General features: G+C 61.1%; 12 protein-coding genes, 1 tRNA gene and 2 pseudogenes. All 15 read left to right on the forward strand.

What is annotated here, in order from left to right; all coding sequences use genetic code 11:
- Positions 1–200 (forward strand): annotated as a pseudogene (locus BPSG_RS07160) (IS30 family transposase); the annotation flags it as partial.
- A 39-nt stretch (positions 201–239) separates the two neighbouring features.
- Positions 240–2801 carry a SpaA isopeptide-forming pilin-related protein gene (locus tag BPSG_RS07165; RefSeq protein ID WP_269146818.1) on the forward strand — a complete coding sequence of 854 codons (2562 nt, stop codon included), beginning with the start codon at positions 240–242 and terminating at the stop codon, positions 2799–2801.
- Between the two features lie 170 nt (positions 2802–2971).
- Positions 2972–4525 (forward strand): isopeptide-forming domain-containing fimbrial protein, encoded by a 1554-nt coding sequence (locus tag BPSG_RS07170; protein WP_026643721.1) that lies wholly within the window; start codon positions 2972–2974, stop codon positions 4523–4525.
- Between the two features lie 28 nt (positions 4526–4553).
- On the forward strand, positions 4554–5558 hold the full coding sequence (locus BPSG_RS07175) for a class C sortase (protein ID WP_225545170.1): 1005 nt from the start codon (positions 4554–4556) through the stop codon (positions 5556–5558).
- Between the two features lie 73 nt (positions 5559–5631).
- Positions 5632–6651, forward strand: a complete 1020-nt coding sequence (locus BPSG_RS07180; protein ID WP_129903133.1) for a Cna B-type domain-containing protein — start codon at positions 5632–5634, stop codon at positions 6649–6651.
- 621 nt (positions 6652–7272) lie between these two features.
- Complete coding sequence (gene rplU, locus BPSG_RS07185) at positions 7273–7581, forward strand: 50S ribosomal protein L21 (protein WP_026643720.1); 309 nt, start codon at positions 7273–7275, stop codon at positions 7579–7581.
- A gap of 49 nt (positions 7582–7630) precedes the next feature.
- Positions 7631–7882, forward strand: coding sequence for a 50S ribosomal protein L27 (rpmA, locus tag BPSG_RS07190; RefSeq protein WP_026643719.1), 252 nt, complete (start codon positions 7631–7633; stop codon positions 7880–7882).
- A gap of 369 nt (positions 7883–8251) precedes the next feature.
- Positions 8252–9936, forward strand: a pseudogene (gene obgE, locus BPSG_RS07195) (GTPase ObgE).
- Positions 9937–9983: 47 nt separating this feature from the next.
- Positions 9984–11126 (forward strand): glutamate 5-kinase, encoded by a 1143-nt coding sequence (gene proB / locus BPSG_RS07200; RefSeq protein ID WP_033502219.1) that lies wholly within the window; start codon positions 9984–9986, stop codon positions 11124–11126.
- A gap of 26 nt (positions 11127–11152) precedes the next feature.
- Positions 11153–12388 (forward strand): pyridoxal phosphate-dependent aminotransferase, encoded by a 1236-nt coding sequence (locus tag BPSG_RS07205; RefSeq protein WP_026643716.1) that lies wholly within the window; start codon positions 11153–11155, stop codon positions 12386–12388.
- A gap of 237 nt (positions 12389–12625) precedes the next feature.
- Positions 12626–12698: transfer RNA gene (locus tag BPSG_RS07210), tRNA-Trp, on the forward strand.
- A 53-nt stretch (positions 12699–12751) separates the two neighbouring features.
- Positions 12752–12982 carry a preprotein translocase subunit SecE gene (secE, locus tag BPSG_RS07215; protein WP_022858364.1) on the forward strand — a complete coding sequence of 77 codons (231 nt, stop codon included), beginning with the start codon at positions 12752–12754 and terminating at the stop codon, positions 12980–12982.
- An 85-nt stretch (positions 12983–13067) separates the two neighbouring features.
- Positions 13068–14069 (forward strand): transcription termination/antitermination protein NusG, encoded by a 1002-nt coding sequence (nusG, locus tag BPSG_RS07220; protein WP_026643715.1) that lies wholly within the window; start codon positions 13068–13070, stop codon positions 14067–14069.
- Between the two features lie 184 nt (positions 14070–14253).
- On the forward strand, positions 14254–14685 hold the full coding sequence (rplK, locus tag BPSG_RS07225) for a 50S ribosomal protein L11 (RefSeq protein ID WP_026643714.1): 432 nt from the start codon (positions 14254–14256) through the stop codon (positions 14683–14685).
- 22 nt (positions 14686–14707) lie between these two features.
- The gene (rplA, locus tag BPSG_RS07230) at positions 14708–15397 is read left to right on the forward strand and encodes a 50S ribosomal protein L1 (RefSeq protein ID WP_026643713.1); all 690 of its coding nucleotides are present in this window, start codon (positions 14708–14710) and stop codon (positions 15395–15397) included.
- Positions 15398–15500 lie beyond the last annotated feature (103 nt).

The raw sequence follows: 15500 nt of genomic DNA on the forward strand, positions 1-15500 counted from the left end.
GGCAGCGGGGCACGAACGAGAACACCAACGGATTGCTGCGCCAGTACTTTCCAAAAGGAACAGACCTGTCCGCCTACAGTCAGGACTACCTCGATGCAGTGGCCGACGAGCTCAACGACAGACCACGCAAAACACTGGACTGGGCCAAGCCAAGCGAACGGATCATCGAACTTCTCAATGCCATGGAATACGCTCAATAAAGCATACAATCACAAGGACGTGTTGCAACGACCATTAGAATCCACCCAGCCGACGGCAAATTCCGTGTGGATTCCCTTGAGCCCGATGCCACGTACTACATCAAGGAGCTGACGGCTCCGCAAGGGTACGTGAAATCAGACAACATCTACGCCATCCACACCACGGACAAAGGTTCTATCTCGAATAAGGACATCATTGCCGCATATGACAAGAGCGGAACTCAAATCACTGATTCGTCCCAGTGGGGAATCAAGAACGACGTTCCCGGCGACAATGGCGCAACTGTGCCCGGCATCATCAACAAACCTCAAGGCGGATCAGTGCAGTGGGGCAAGTACGCCGATGGCGACTCATCGCACAAGGGGCTTCCCGGCTCTGTCTGGACATTGACCAAGACGGGCGCAGACGGGTGGTCCCAGGAGATCACCGACAACACCAAGGCCGTGGAAGGCATCCAGCTGTTCAACGGTGAAAACAACGTGACCTCTGGTGCGCTGGAAGTCGCTGAGGGAAGCACGCTGAGCCTGACGCCAAAAGTACTTCCCGAAGACGCGACCCAGGATGTGACGTGGTCCTCCTCCCATCCGGATGATGTGGAAGTGCAGGATGGGCACGTCACCGTGCTGCATGTGCCAGCGAATAACGAGCCGGTAGTGATTACCGCAACCACTGTAGACACCAACGCAAGTGGTGACCGCCTTGAAGCGCATGTCACGCTGACGGTCAAGTCGGTCGAGCTCAATAGCCTCACCCTGCAATACAATGGCCAGGCGGCTCCTGCCAGCATTTCGATGACTGTGGGGAACACCATCACCTTGACGGCGACAGCCGATCCCGGTGTGCTCAACAACAGCATCACATGGGAATCCTCGAATCCTTCTGTGGCAACCGTGGACAAGGGCGTGGTCACGCCGCTTAAGACCGGCACCACGCGCATCTGGGCCAAGTGCAAGGATGATGAGACCAAGTGGAAGTCCGTTGAAATCAAGGTGACGAATCCCGTATCCAATACAACGGCTGTATATGTGCATTGGCTTGATGCATCTACTGCACCGCGCATTCACTATTGGGATTCCAACGATAATGGCTCCACTTGGGGCTCACGGCCTACCATGGAGCTGGCACCGTGTGCAGGAACTAATTGGTATAAGTATGATGTGCCGATTGTTGGGAAATCCTTCAAGGTCAAGGTAACGATGGGCAGTGATACCAATACCTATAAGGTCAAAGGTTCCGATAAAATATCGATTGCTGGCACTGAGAAGGCATACAATATCGATAACGGAGATGTGAACTCCAGAGCACCATCTGGCTGTTCCGTTACCCGCAGTGCCGCTCGCAATGCTGTGTCTTTGCAGTCAAGCGACAATGCCGAATCGGCTTCCTCTCCCAAGCAGGATGCCGAAGATACCGCTTCGCTGCAAACCTTCCGCAAAGCGCGTATGCGGGTTCAGGGAAGGGATGCCACTTATGCGGATTCCAACTCTCAGATTGGCCAGTTCGCCATTCTGAACCTGCCGGCAGGCGACTACACGCTGCAGGAGAAGACGGCCCCGTCCGGGTATCTGTTGAATCCGACTGTGTACAAGTTCACGATTGGTGCTGACGGCAAGGTCACGTGGACCGGCGATGTGACGCCTTCCATTGTGGGTGCCATGGGCTGGATTTCCGATAAACCTACGCAGGTGATTTGGGAGAAGGAAGACAGCACGACCCACACGGCGTTGGCTGGCTCCGGCTGGACGATCGAGCAGGAGATCACTAGCGCCGAAGGTCAGGTGACCTGGAAGACCATCAACGATGTGCTGGACTGCACCGAGGCCCCATGCAACGCTTCGGTGACGTATAAGGATGAGGACCCAGATCCCGGTAAGTTCCTGGTCAAGAAGCTGCCGGTCGGTAAGTACCGCATCTCGGAGACCACCGTTCCGGAAGGCTACGACAAGGTGGGCGGCCCGTACGAGTTCACTGTCACCGATAGTGAAGAAACTGTGCATGTTAATAACAAACCTATTGGCAATACGCGAAAAACCGGTAATGTGTATTGGGGCAAGGTGAGCTCGGAAGATGACACGAGGTACCTCGCCGGCTCCGAATGGCAGATCAAGTACACCCCGTATGACGGAGGAAATGCGATTACCGTAACGATCACCGACTGTGTGGCTGCCGATGGCGATACGACCGGCACATGCGCTAAGGAGGGGGGCAAGCCCGACTGGGCGTACGACGCCTACACCACTGCGGGGCGCATTGGCTTCCACAACCTGCCGTGGGGCAACTATGAGATGGTCGAGACCAAGGCGCCGGATGGTTACTATGCCGATCCGGATGCGGTCTACGTCTTCACCGTCGGACCGGATACGCCCGAGTTCCAGAATGTGGTTATCTACAAGAAGAACGCGGATGGAACGACTGGAGACCCGATTCCGGCTCCGACTACACCTCTGCTGAACTATCCGAACCAGGTGATCAGCAATGAACCTGGTGTGGAACTGCCGGCTACGGGCGGTGAAGGCAACACGCAGATTGCGCTGTTTGGGTTTGCGCTCATAGCGATATCAATGCTAGGCTGTGGCGTAGCGATGCGGAAACGTATCTAAACAAAACAGTCAATGATGAACAATTAAAGATTTGGAGCCGTCTACATCGGTTATCACCATAGACGGCCCCTCCCTTGCGCGAATCGTTCGATTCATTGCTGGGGGGAAGTAAATAGAGTTTTATGAGTCAAAAGATTCGTAAAATTTAACAAATAATCGAAGGAGATAACATGAAGAAGGTTTGGAAGGGCTTCGCCGCTGCGGTCTCCGCCGCTGCGATCGCCGCCACCGGTTTCATCGGTGCCACCTCTGCCAACGCAGTGGTCACGGAAACCGCCTCGGTGAACTTCACCAATTGGCAGAGCGGTAACGTCGTTACCCCGTACCTGATTCTCAACATCGAGTCCGAGAACATCGAGGCCGGTAACACGAACTACGTCTATTCGGTGAACGCGGCGAATAAAGCAGCTGTCATCGCTGGTATGAACGCCATCAAGGCCGAAGGTGCTGCTGATATCGCTGCAGACGTTACGGATGCCAATCTCATTAAGGCCGTTCTCGACGGACTGAACTCCACTAATGTTGAGCAATTCGCCACGGCATTCATGGGTGCGTCCCCCACTGCCGGTGACACGATTAACAGTGCGAGCGCCAACATCCAGCAGGGCTATTACCTGTTCGACCTGACTACTGTTGGTGGCTCAGGTACTGCCGCCGGTTCTAACCAGTACACCAAGTCCCGTTACATGGTGGACACCGTCGGTTCCGCAGGTGCTTCCATCACCATCAAGAACGGCTCTGTGACCCTCGTCAAGAAGGTCAAGGATAACCCCTCCGACCCGGAGACAGGGAGCACGAATTCCGGTTGGAACGATTCCGCTGATTACGCAATCGGCGATACGGTTCCGTTCCAGTTGACCGGTACTCTTCCGGAACAGTATGGTGAGTACGATAATTACTACTATCAGTTCGTGGATACAATGTCGGTTGGCTTGACTTACTCGGGTAACGATAAAGTTACTATCAAGTCCGGTTCCACGGATTTGAAGAACTGCTTCAACATCACTTCTGAAGGTACTGGTCCAACCACCCTTAAGTTCACTGCTGAAAACCTGAAGACGTGCGTAGCAGCTGCTGGCCTCAAAGCTGGCGATTCCATCGTTGTCGAATATGAGGCTACTCTGAATGATGACGCCGTCATCGGAACTGCAGGCAACCCGAACACTGCAAAGCTCGTGTTCTCCAACGATCCGAAGCAGCAGGGTGAGGGCGATACCGCAGAGACGCCAGAAGATCTCGTCAAGGTCTTTACCTATGACTTCCAAGGCACCAAGGAATTCACAATTACGCCGAACGACAACGATCTGCCGGTCTTCAAGCTGACTAATACCTCCACTAACAAGGTCTATGACAACCTTCGGGTCACGAAGCAGGATGGCACCTATAAGTTCGATGTTAAGGGCATCGATGCAGGCGTTTATAAGCTCGAGGAAACCTACACGCCGGCAGGCTTCAACAAGGCTGCTGATGTCATTTTCACCCTCAAAGCTGTGCATGATGCCGAGTCGACTGATCCGCAGGTGACAATCACCGTCACCCCGACTATTGAAAATGCGGCAAGCGGTACCCGTACCGGTGCGGCGGCTACCGTCGTCAACACCGGTGGTAACAAGCTCCCGGAGACCGGTGGCATGGGCACCACAGTGCTGTACGCTGCTGGCGCTGCGATCGTCCTGATCGCCGGCATCGGCCTCGCGGTTGTGCTCCGTCGCCGTCAGGCCTGAGTGAACCACTCCACTAAGGAAAGGTGATATGAGGAATCGAAACTCAGCCAGTCTGCCTCCTCAGACTGACCGCAGTGCCGATTCCTCCACCGTTACGCCGCCCGCCGGCTCCGTACAGGAATCGACGGGCAGCGCCCCTATGGGCGCACAAACGAAGAAGAAAAGCGGCGTAGGGCTCAACATCATGATTGTGTTCTTCGCCCTTGTGCTCCTCGGCGGCATCGGGCTGATTGCTTACCCGACGTTCGCGAACTGGTGGAACAGCATGCACGCCTCGCGCGCGGTCGCAGGCTACGTCGAGCAGGTCAAGGACATGAGCGGGGAACAGAAGAAAGAACTTCTCGACCAAGCCCACGCCTACAATCAACAACTCAACACGCTGCCGGACCGTTGGCACCTGACTGACGACCAGATGGAGCAGTACAACCGCACGCTCGACGTGACCGGAACCGGGATCATGGGATACATCACGATACCGAAACTCGAAGTGCGTCTGCCCGTCTACCACGGCACCGAAGACACCGTCCTGCAGATCGCAGGTGGCCACCTTGCGGGATCGTCACTGCCCGTCGGAGGCAAAGGCACCCACACCGCCGTCTCCGGGCACACCGGCCTGCCATCGGCGAAACTGTTCACCGGACTCGACAGCCTCAAAGAAGGCGACACCTTCGCGTTCCACGTGCTCGACGACACGTACACGTATCGGATCGACCAGATACGCACCGTCCTGCCAACCGAAATGCGCGACCTCGACTTCGATCCGAACCAGGACTACGCGACACTCATCACCTGCACGCCCTACGGCGTCAACTCGCACCGCCTGCTCGTGCGCGGGCACCGCATCCCGACGCCGGCGGAAACGGACGAGACGCAGTACGACAAGGCGGACACGAACCGAACGCTCGTCATCGCGGGCATCGCCCTCGCAATCGTGCTGTTCATCCTGTGGATCATCTGGCTCATCGTGCGCCGCAGCCGTAAGCGCGGGCGCAACGCAGTGAGCGGCACGCAGGTCAAACATGCGGGGCGCTGAACCCAACCGCATGCGAAACGCTTATAATAACAAACGAGAAGAAGAACACCTCACCAAACCAAGGGGGGACAACATGGGACGGCTTACAGTCGGAAAGCGGATTGCGCCGGCGATACTGTGCGCGGGGGCAATGCTTGCGAGCCTTGCCGTAGGAGTGCCGAGCGTCTACGCAGAAGACACCAATACGGGGGAGAACCGCACCGACCTCGCGTCAAGCGTTGTCGCCGGCAGTGGTGAGGGCACCATCAACGTCACGTACGCGCACGACGAGACGGCGCTCGAGGGCGTGGTCTTCCACGTCTACAACGTGGCCAAGTGGGCGGATGAAGGTGGCTACGAGCCAATCGGTGACTTCGCCGACACCGAGAAGTATCCGGTGAATTGGGACGTGCTCAACGCCGACCCGCAGACGTTCCGTGACATGGCGAACACGCTCGCAGGATACATCGAGGTCAATGGCACCGAGCCGGCGGCCAGCGCCGTGACCGACGCGGATGGCGCGGTCTCGTTCACCAACGTGGGCGATGGCATGTTCCTCGTGACCGCGAACCGCTTTGTGGAGAAAACACTTGAGTGCAAGGGCTCGGCGATGCTTGTGGCACTGCCGAACGTGCATGTGGAAGACGGCGCGAACCAGCGCGCGGTGAACATCGAGCCGAAGAGCGACTGCGTGGTGCCTGAAGTCAAGACCGAGACGCTCAACGTGAAGAAGGTCTGGAAAGACGCGGGCAACACCGGCCGCCCGCAGTCGATTACCGTGGAGCTGCTCAAGAACGGCGAGTCGCAGGAGACCGTCGAGCTCTCCGACGCCAACAACTGGCAGCACTCGTGGGCGGGGCTGGAATCCGGCAACGACTGGAAGGTCGTGGAGAAGAACGTGCCGGCCGGTTACACCACCATCTCCGAATACGACATGACGGCGGAAGACGAAGCCAGCGTCACGATCACCAACACGAAGCCGGCACCGCCGGTCACGCCGCAGAAGCCGCCGGCGCAGACCGGTGCGGACATCGCGCTCGTGGTTGTTGTGGCGGGCGCTGCGTTCATCCTGGGCCTGCTGCTGATCATCAAGACGCGCAAGAAGGAAGCGTGAGCTGTGTAGCGCGCTGAGTGTTCGGCGCTCGCCGGGGAGGCCACCTTACGGGGTGGCCTCCCTTTTTGCTGCCGTGTTTGTACAGCGAATTTGCACGGTGTTTTGCAGTTGCGTAGAGTGTGTGAAGATGTGCGCAATGCTGAGCGCATTGCCGTATGCGCAGATAGAATACAAACCGTGTGGTCATTGTATTGCATGTCAAACACCATCATGAATTCCATGGTGGTTTGAATTCTTCCCCTCAGCGGGGCGCACTTCGAGTAGAGAGTGCGCCCCGTTTTTCTTTGCAGTGGCCCTGTGTGCGTGTACGCCGGAGTCGGCTTATTCGCGTGAGGTAGGCGCGGAGCCTTCGGCGTGTCGTAGATGAGGGCGCCGAATCACGGTTATCCCCCCTATTATGTGGGAGTCTCGCACATAATACGGGGGGCAAAATGTGGTCGTCTCGCACATAACCGGGGAGATAACCGAACTGGCTGGCGGTGGTCGGTCGGCGCGCGGTTGCGGCGTGTCTTCGGCGTGTTGCGAAAGTACATGGTGCTGTGTATATTTGATTGCTGGTGTCTGGCCGCGAGGCTCGAACGTGCCGGGCAGTAAGCTTTCCAAGTGAATAAAGGAACTGATATGTACGCGATTGTCAAGGCCGGCGGCCATCAGGAAAAGGTCGAGGTCGGCGATACCATCCTCGTGAATCGTCTTGCAGCCAAGAAGGGTGAGACCGTGGAATTCCCGGTCGCGCTCGTTGTCGACGGCTCCAAGGTCACCATTGCCGCGGCTGATCTGGCGAAGATCTCCGTCAAGGGCGAAGTTGTGGAAGATGAGGCCAAGGGCCCGAAGATCCGCATCCAGAAGTTCAAGAACAAGACCGGCGTTGCTCGTCGTAAGGGCCATCGCCAGAAGCTGAGCATCGTCAAGATCACTGAGATCGCCTGATTTCAGTTATTATTGACGGCAGACTTCAGCTAACCGAAAGGAACGAGAAATGGCACATAAGAAGGGCGCTTCCAGCTCGCGCAACGGTCGCGATTCGAATCCCCAGTACCTCGGTGTGAAGAAGTTCGGCGGCGAAGCCGTCGTGGCTGGCAACATTCTGGTTCGCCAGCGTGGCACCAACTTCCACCCGGGCCAGAACGTGGGCATCGGCAAGGACCACACGCTGTTCGCACTTGCGGACGGCCAGGTCAAGTTCGCGGTGCGCCGCGATCGCAAGGTCGTCGACGTCATCGCTGAGTGAATGATTGCGGCTCCGGCTGCATGACATTACACGTTACCGCATCCTCCGGGGTGCGGTTTTTTCGTATAAGCGCCGGATGGGGCAGTACGCCCGTGAACAGTCCGGGTGTGTCGGGAGGCAGGGGCGTTCACAACTCGTCGTTACTCTGTGCATCTGCGAGTGATGCACTCCGGACATGCTCCGAATACGGCAGATAGTGGCCTATCTGAGAGTCGTGCATGGTTTGCGCACGCACAACTGCATATTAGGGCATCTATCGAGCGGTCGTGCGCACCGCAACAGCGTTCCGCGGTGATTGGGAAACTGTCGATTCACCCAAATCGCGCGCACAACCGCGGTAATAGCACCGCACCGATAGAATGGTCGGTTATGAGTGACTTTGTAGATCGAGTGACAGTACATGTGAAGGGCGGAGACGGCGGCAATGGCTCCGCCGGCATCCGCAGGGAGAAATACAAGCCGCTGGCCGGGCCGAACGGCGGCAACGGCGGACGTGGTGGATCGGTGATTTTCGTGGCTGATCCGAACGCGAATTCGCTGCTGGATTATCGGTTCATGCCGCACCGTTCCGCCGGCAACGGCACGATGGGCCTGGGCGACACGAAAGACGGTTCGCAAGGCGACGACCTGCGCTTGCCCGTGCCGATCGGCACCGTGGTGTTCACCGCGCGCGGAGCCGAAGGTCAGCCGAAGCGCCCCGGCGAGGTGCTCGCCGATCTGCGCCACGCCGGTGACGAATTCGTCGCCGCGGCCGGCGGCGCCGGCGGCCTGGGCAACGCCGCGCTCGCGAACCGCACACGCCGCGCGCCCGGTTTTGCGCTGCTGGGCGAACCGGGCGAGGAACGCGATGTGATCCTTGAGCTGAAGTCGATCGCCGACGTGGCGCTCGTCGCTTCCCCTCGGCGGGCAAATCAAGCCTGATTGCCGCGATGAGCGCCGCCAAGCCGAAGATCGCCGACTATCCGTTCACCACACTCGTGCCGAATCTGGGCGTGGTGCAGGCCGGTGACATGCGCTATACGATCGCCGACGTGCCGGGCCTGATCCCGGGCGCCTCGCAGGGCAAAGGCCTCGGCCTGCAGTTCCTGCGTCACATCGAGCGCACCGAGATCATCGCGCACGTGATCGATTGCGCCACGCTCGAACCGGGCCGCGACCCGCTGAGCGACTATTATGCGCTCGAACAGGAGCTCGGTGAATACGCGAATGACCTTGAGCTTCCGCTCGGCGCGATCCCGATCCCCGAACGCCCGCGCATCATCATCCTCAACAAGGTCGATATGCCCGAGGCGAAGGAGCTCGCCGAGTTCGTCAAGCCGGAGTTCGAAAAGCTCGATCTGCCGGTGTACATTGTCTCTACCGCATCGCACGAAGGGCTCAAGGAGCTCAATTTCGCGCTCGCGAATCTCGTCACGCAGATGCGTGCGGACATTGCGGCGCGCGAAGAGACCGTGGAAGAGGAGCGCGTGGTCATCAATCCGCTCAGCGAGCCGGGCCAGCGCCGCCGCAATGGCCGCAATGCCGGCGTGCAGGAGTTCGAGATCGAGCGCGAAGAGGACCGCAACGGCAACTACTGGTTCACAGTGACGGGCACGAAGCCCGAGCGTTGGGTCGTGCAGACGAACTTCGACAACGACGAGGCCGTGGGCTATTTGGCCGACCGCCTCGCCAAGCTGGGCGTGGAAGACGCGCTGCGCAAGAATGGCGCGCGCCCGGGCGACGAAGTGCGCATCGGGCGTGGCGCGCGCGCGGTCGCGTTCGACTGGGATCCGACAATCGCCGCCGGCGCGGAGAACCTCGACGGCACGCAGCTCGGCTCGCGCGGCCGCGACCTGCGCCTTGAGGCGGAGGATTCGCGCGGCCGCAGGCGCACCAACACCGAGCGCCGCCGCCAGTACCACGAGATGATGGACGCCCGCGCCGCCGTGCGCGCCGCCATGCAGGCGGAGCGCGAGGCCGGCCACTGGGCCGACCCTGCGGTGGACGACGACAGGCACGACGAGACGTCGCTCTTCGGCCGTGGCGACCCCGAGGAGTACGAGTCGGAGGAGTGACCCTCCGCTACGGGTAGTCTCTCTGGGGAACGAAGGAGCTGAACGCAATGGAACAATCCACGCCGAAGACGCAGGAAGACGTGCGCCGGGCGGTGGCCGCCGCGCACACCGTGGTGGTGAAGGTCGGGTCGAGCTCGCTCACTCAGCCGTCGGGGCACCTGGACGTGGACAAACTTACCGCGCTCGTCGGTGCGATCGCCCAAGTGCACATGCTTGGCGGCAACATCGTGCTCGTCTCGTCGGGTGCGATCGCCGCCGGTTTCGGCCCGCTTGGGTTCAGCTCGCGGCCGACCGACGTGGCGACCCAGCAGGCGGCCGCCTCGGTGGGGCAGGGGCTGCTCATGGCGCAGTACGAGGCCGCGTTCGGCCGGTACGGCATCCGCGTGGGGCAGCTGCTCATCACCGCGGAAGATACGATGCAGCCGCGCCAATACCGCAACGCGCGCCGCACGATGGCCACGATGCTCGAGCTGGGCGTCGTGCCGATCGTCAACGAGAACGACGCGCTCGCCAGCAACGAAATCCGTTTTGGCGACAACGACCGCCTCTCCGCGCTCATCGCGAACATGGTGCGTGCCGACGCGCTCGTGCTGCTGACCGACGTCGACGCGCTGTACACGGCGCCGCCGAGCGAGCCCGGGTCGCGCCGCGTGCCGTTCGTGCCGAACGTGACCCAGCTGATTGACGAGATCCGCGTGGGAGGATCCGGCTCGGGAGTGGGCACCGGCGGCATGGTCACGAAACTCGAGGCGGCGCGCATGGCTGCTGTCTCGGGCATCCCCGCCGTCATGACGAGCGCGGCGAACGCGGGGCCCGCACTGATGGGCGACTCCGTGGGCACCGCGTTCGCGCCGGTGCGCCAGCGCGGGTCGGCGCGCCGCCTGTGGATCAAATTCGCCTCGCACCCGCAGGGCACGCTTGTGGCGGATTCCGGCGCCGCCTCCGCCGTGCGCGGAGGGCGCGCGAGCCTGCTCGCCGCCGGCGTGGTGGAGGTGCGCGGGCAGTTCGCCGCGGGCGATGCCGTGTGGATCGACGACGAGGCCGGCAATCACCTGGCGCGCGGGCTCGCCGGGTTCGACGCCGAGGAGATTCCGCACATGCTCGGCCGCACGAGCGCGCAGTTGCGGCGTCTGCTCGGGGAGGAATATGCGCATCCGCTCGTCCATCGAGACAACCTGGTGCTGATCTAGGCATGTTGTTGCGGTCCGGCAGTAGCATGAGAGCCATGACCAACACAGATTCCCTCCCCCTGTCTGACCGCATCAACCATGTGGCGCCGAGCGCCACACTCGCCGTGGATTCCAAGGCGAAAGCCATGAAGGCCGAAGGCATCGACGTCATCGGTTTCGGCGCCGGCGAACCGAACTTCGCCACGCCCGAGGCGATTGTGGCCGTGGCCGCCGAGGCCGTGGTCGACCCGCGCAACTACCGCTACACGCCCACTGCCGGCCTGCCCGAACTGCGCGAGGCAATCGCCGCGAAGACGCTGCGCGATTCGGCTTACGAAGTGGAGCCGGCGCAGGTCGTGGTGACGAACGGCGGCAAGCAGGCCGTCTACGAGACATTCCAACTGCTGCTCAACAGTGGCGACGAGGTCATCATCCCCACCCCGTACTGGACGAGCTACCCCGAGGCGGTCAAGCTCGCCGGCGGCGTACCGGTCGAAGTGTTCGCCGGCGCCGAAGTGAACTTCGAGCCGAACGTCGCCGACCTCGAGGCCGCGCGCACCGAGCGCACGAAGGCGGTTATCGTCACCTCGCCGAACAATCCGACCGGCGCGGTCTGGAGCGAAGAGACGATCCGCGCGATCGGCGCATGGGCGATCGAGCACGGCATCTGGGTGATCAGCGACGAGATCTACGAGCATCTCACGTACGACGGCGCGCACACCACGTACATCGGCGCGGCCGTGCCTGAAGTGCGCGAACAGCTGATCGTGCTCAACGGCGTGGCGAAGACCTACGCCATGCCGGGCTGGCGCGTCGGCTGGATGGTCGCGCCCGCGCGTGTGGCCAAGGCGGCGGCGAAACTGCAGGGGCACATGACGTCCAACGTGAACAACATCGCACAGCGCGCGGCGCTTGCGGCAGTGTCTGGCCCGCTCGACGCGGTGGATCGCATGCGCGAGGCGTTCGACGCGCGCCGGCAGGCGATTGTCGCGGCGCTCAACCAGATCGAGGGCGTGCGCTGCCCCACGCCGAAGGGCGCGTTCTACGCGTTCCCGGATGTGCGCGGGCTGCTGAACCGCCCGATGGGCCCCAATGGGCAGGTGCTCGCAGACACATCGGCGCTTGCGGCCGCGCTGCTCGACGAGGCGCATGTGGCGGCCGTGCCCGGCGAAGCGTTCGGCGCGCCCGGGTATCTGCGCTTCTCGTACGCGCTCGCCGACGACCAGCTCGCCGAAGGCATGCGCCGCTTCCAGGAATGGGTCGCCGCCTCGCCCGCCGCGTGAGCGGTAGCTGCCTGATCTGGATGAAAGCCATGCTGTGCGCCCGCACGCATGGCTTTCGCCGTAGCCGGGGCTGGGATTGGCGCGCGGCACGGGCGGAAAACGTGCGCGACACGTGAAGATACACGCGGGGATTTGGCGAAGTCGGCAATTGCCGCTACTATATTCACTTGGCGGTTTTGCGAAGCCACCGGCAGGGTCCGAAAGGCGCCCGGGCGGCAGGCTGAGCATGATCTTCCTAGGGAAGTGGCGCAATTGGTAGCGCAACGGTCTCCAAAACCGTAGGTTGTGGGTTCGAGTCCCGCCTTCCCTGCAAAGACCATTGAGTAAGATCGAGTGAGCTTACCAAGCTATTCTGGAGGGATCATGGCTGCTAAGACAGATCATGGCGAAGAAGTCGTCAATCCGAACATCTTCATGCGCATCGGCTTGTTCTTCAAGCAGATCATCGACGAACTGCGCAAGGTCGTGACCCCCACCCGCAAGCAGCTGTTCTGGTGGTCGCTCGCGTCGTTCATCTTCGTGCTGCTGCTCATGGTGTTCGTTACCGCAATGGACTTTGGTCTGGGCAAGCTCGCACTGCTGATCTTCGGCTGATCCGCGCCGTTCGCTCCACCCGCTATACTCTGGCTGAAGGTAATATTCGTTCTGAATACATACAATCGAGCAAAGGTGAACGTGCATGAGTGACGAAGTGAATCTCGAGAACCTCGACCAGCTGCCCGACGCAGCTGACGACCAGTCGCAGGTAGACGTACAGGCTATGACGTTCAGTGCGCAGGAGCCCGCCGATGCCGCGCTGGCCGACGCACAGGGAGAGATTGACGCCGTCGCCGCCGCCTCGCCGAGCGAGGACATCGCCGAAGGCATGGCGTATGACTCGGTGGAAGCCGCTGATTCCACGTCCGCAGACGATGCGCGCGAAGCCGCGCAAGACAGCCTGCAGGACTCCATCGACGATTCGCCCGAAGGCGACCAAGCCGCGAAATCCGAAGGCACCGTCGATGCGGACGCCAACAACGACGGCCCGGCCGCCCAAGCCGATGAAGCCGGAGAGGAAGCCGCCGACGCCGGCGCGCTCGCCGTCAAGGAATTCTCCAAGAGCCTGCGCACGCTCGAAGGCAAGTGGTACGTGCTGCACACGTATTCCGGCTACGAGAAGCGCGTGAAGAGCAACATCGAATCCCGTGTGGCCAGCTTCGGCCTCGAAGACATGATCTTCCAGGTGGAAGTGCCGATGGAAGAGGTGGAGAAGCACACCGAAAAAGGCAAGAAGGTCATCACGCGCGTGCGTGTGCCGGGCTATGTGCTGATTCGCATGTGGCCGGACGAGGACGCGCGCCGCATTGTGCGCGAGACCGAGGGCGTGACCGGCTTCGTCGGCCCGACCCGCGAGCCTGCGCCGCTGACCCGCAAAGAGGTCGTGGCGATGATGGCCCCGATGATCGCGTCCGAAGCGCTCAAGAAGGCGGGTGACAAGCCGGCCGCCGCCAAGAAGCGCGTCATGGAGGTCTCGTACGCCGTGGGCGATCAGGTCACGGTGACCGACGGCCCGTTCGCCACGATGTCCGCCGTCGTCTCCGATGTGGAGCCGACGACGCAGAAGCTCACCGTGCTCGTCTCAATCTTCGGCCGCGACACGCCGGTCGAGCTCGGCTTCGAGCAGGTCGAAAAGCTCGCCTGATTCTTTACGTGAAAACCGGCCGTGCACTACGGCCGGTTTTGTGTTGCGCGCGGGGCCCACAAGTCCCGCGCGCATGGCATACTGGAAAAGTTGTGTGCGTACGCGCGCGACAAATCATCAGTTGCGGAAGGTACGGGGAGGTCTCGTGCCGTTTGTACCGCTTCAGAGAAAGAAGAACCATATTATGGCTCCTAAGAAGAAAGTCTCGGCGCTGATCAAGCTCCAGATTGAGGCTGGCAAGGCCAACCCGGCCCCGCCGCTGGGCCCGGCTCTGGGTTCGCACGGCGTGAACATCATGGATTTCTGCAAGGCGTACAACGCCAAGACGCAGGACAAGATGGGCCAGATCATCCCTGTCGAGATCACCGTCTACGAAGACCGTTCCTTCGACTTCATCCTGAAGACCCCGCCGGCGGCTGCGCTGCTCAAGAAGGCCGCAGGCATCACCAAGGGCACCGACAACCCGCTGACCACCAAGGTCGGTTCGGTCACCAAGGATCAGGTCCGCGAGATCGCCGAAACCAAGATGGCTGACCTTTCCGCTCGTGACATCGACGCTGCCATGAAGATCATCGAGGGCACTGCGCGCTCGATGGGCATCACCGTGAACGACTGAGCTGAGAGGATAGGTAACCATCATGGCTAAGCACTCCAAGAAGTATCGTGAAGCGGCCGAGCGCATCGACCGTAACAACCTGTACACCCCGGAAGAGGCCATCGCTCTGCTCAAGAGCATGCCGGCCTACAACTTCGACCAGACCGTCGAAGCTGTGCTCCGTCTGAATGTGGATCCGCGCAAGGCCGACCAGCTTGTCCGCAGCTCCGTGAACCTGCCGAACGGCACCGGCAAGACCGCCAAGGTGCTCGTGTTCGCCCGTGGCCCGAAGGCCACCGAGGCCCTCGAGGCCGGCGCCGACATCGTCGGTGACGACGATCTGGTCGAGCAGGTCGCCAACGGCTTCCTCGACTTCGACTCCGTGGTCGCCACCCCGGACATGATGGGCAAGGTCGGCCGCCTGGGCCGTGTGCTCGGTCCGCGTGGCCTCATGCCGAACCCGAAGACCGGCACCGTGACCATGGACGTCACCAAGGCGATCAAGGACATCAAGGGCGGCAAGGTCGACTTCCGTGTCGACAAGAACGGCAACCTCAGCTTCCTCTTCGGCAAGCTGAGCTTCACCGCCGAAGCCCTCGATGAGAACTTCCGCGCTGTGGCCGATGAGATCAAGCGTCTCAAGCCGTCCACCGTGAAGGGCCGTTACATCACCAAGGCCACGATCAGCTCCACCATGAACCCGGGCATCCCGGTCGATCCGGCGTCGATCTGATCGAAGTCCTGATCTTCAGGAACTGCAAGCAGCGCCCCGCACTCCGCGTGCGGGGCGCTGCTTGCATTTCGGACGGGCACCGTGTGCATGCCGAGACGCCTGT

The sequence above is a fragment of the Bifidobacterium pseudolongum subsp. globosum genome (genome assembly GCF_000741295.1).
Lineage (GTDB): Bacteria > Actinomycetota > Actinomycetes > Actinomycetales > Bifidobacteriaceae > Bifidobacterium > Bifidobacterium globosum.

Bases quoted from the DNA above. Each gene is read 5' to 3' on its own strand.
- BPSG_RS07180 (WP_129903133.1), top strand. From the start codon at position 5,632: ATGGGACGGCTTACAGTCGGAAAGCGGATTGCGCCGGCGATACTGTGC.
- rpmA (WP_026643719.1), top strand. From the start codon at position 7,631: ATGGCACATAAGAAGGGCGCTTCCAGCTCGCGCAACGGTCGCGATTCG.
- BPSG_RS07170 (WP_026643721.1), top strand. From the start codon at position 2,972: ATGAAGAAGGTTTGGAAGGGCTTCGCCGCTGCGGTCTCCGCCGCTGCG.
- nusG (WP_026643715.1), top strand. From the start codon at position 13,068: ATGAGTGACGAAGTGAATCTCGAGAACCTCGACCAGCTGCCCGACGCA.
- rplU (WP_026643720.1), top strand. From the start codon at position 7,273: ATGTACGCGATTGTCAAGGCCGGCGGCCATCAGGAAAAGGTCGAGGTC.
- proB (WP_033502219.1), top strand. From the start codon at position 9,984: ATGGAACAATCCACGCCGAAGACGCAGGAAGACGTGCGCCGGGCGGTG.
- BPSG_RS07205 (WP_026643716.1), top strand. From the start codon at position 11,153: ATGAGAGCCATGACCAACACAGATTCCCTCCCCCTGTCTGACCGCATC.
- BPSG_RS07175 (WP_225545170.1), top strand. From the start codon at position 4,554: ATGAGGAATCGAAACTCAGCCAGTCTGCCTCCTCAGACTGACCGCAGT.
- rplK (WP_026643714.1), top strand. From the start codon at position 14,254: ATGGCTCCTAAGAAGAAAGTCTCGGCGCTGATCAAGCTCCAGATTGAG.
- secE (WP_022858364.1), top strand. From the start codon at position 12,752: ATGGCTGCTAAGACAGATCATGGCGAAGAAGTCGTCAATCCGAACATC.
- rplA (WP_026643713.1), top strand. From the start codon at position 14,708: ATGGCTAAGCACTCCAAGAAGTATCGTGAAGCGGCCGAGCGCATCGAC.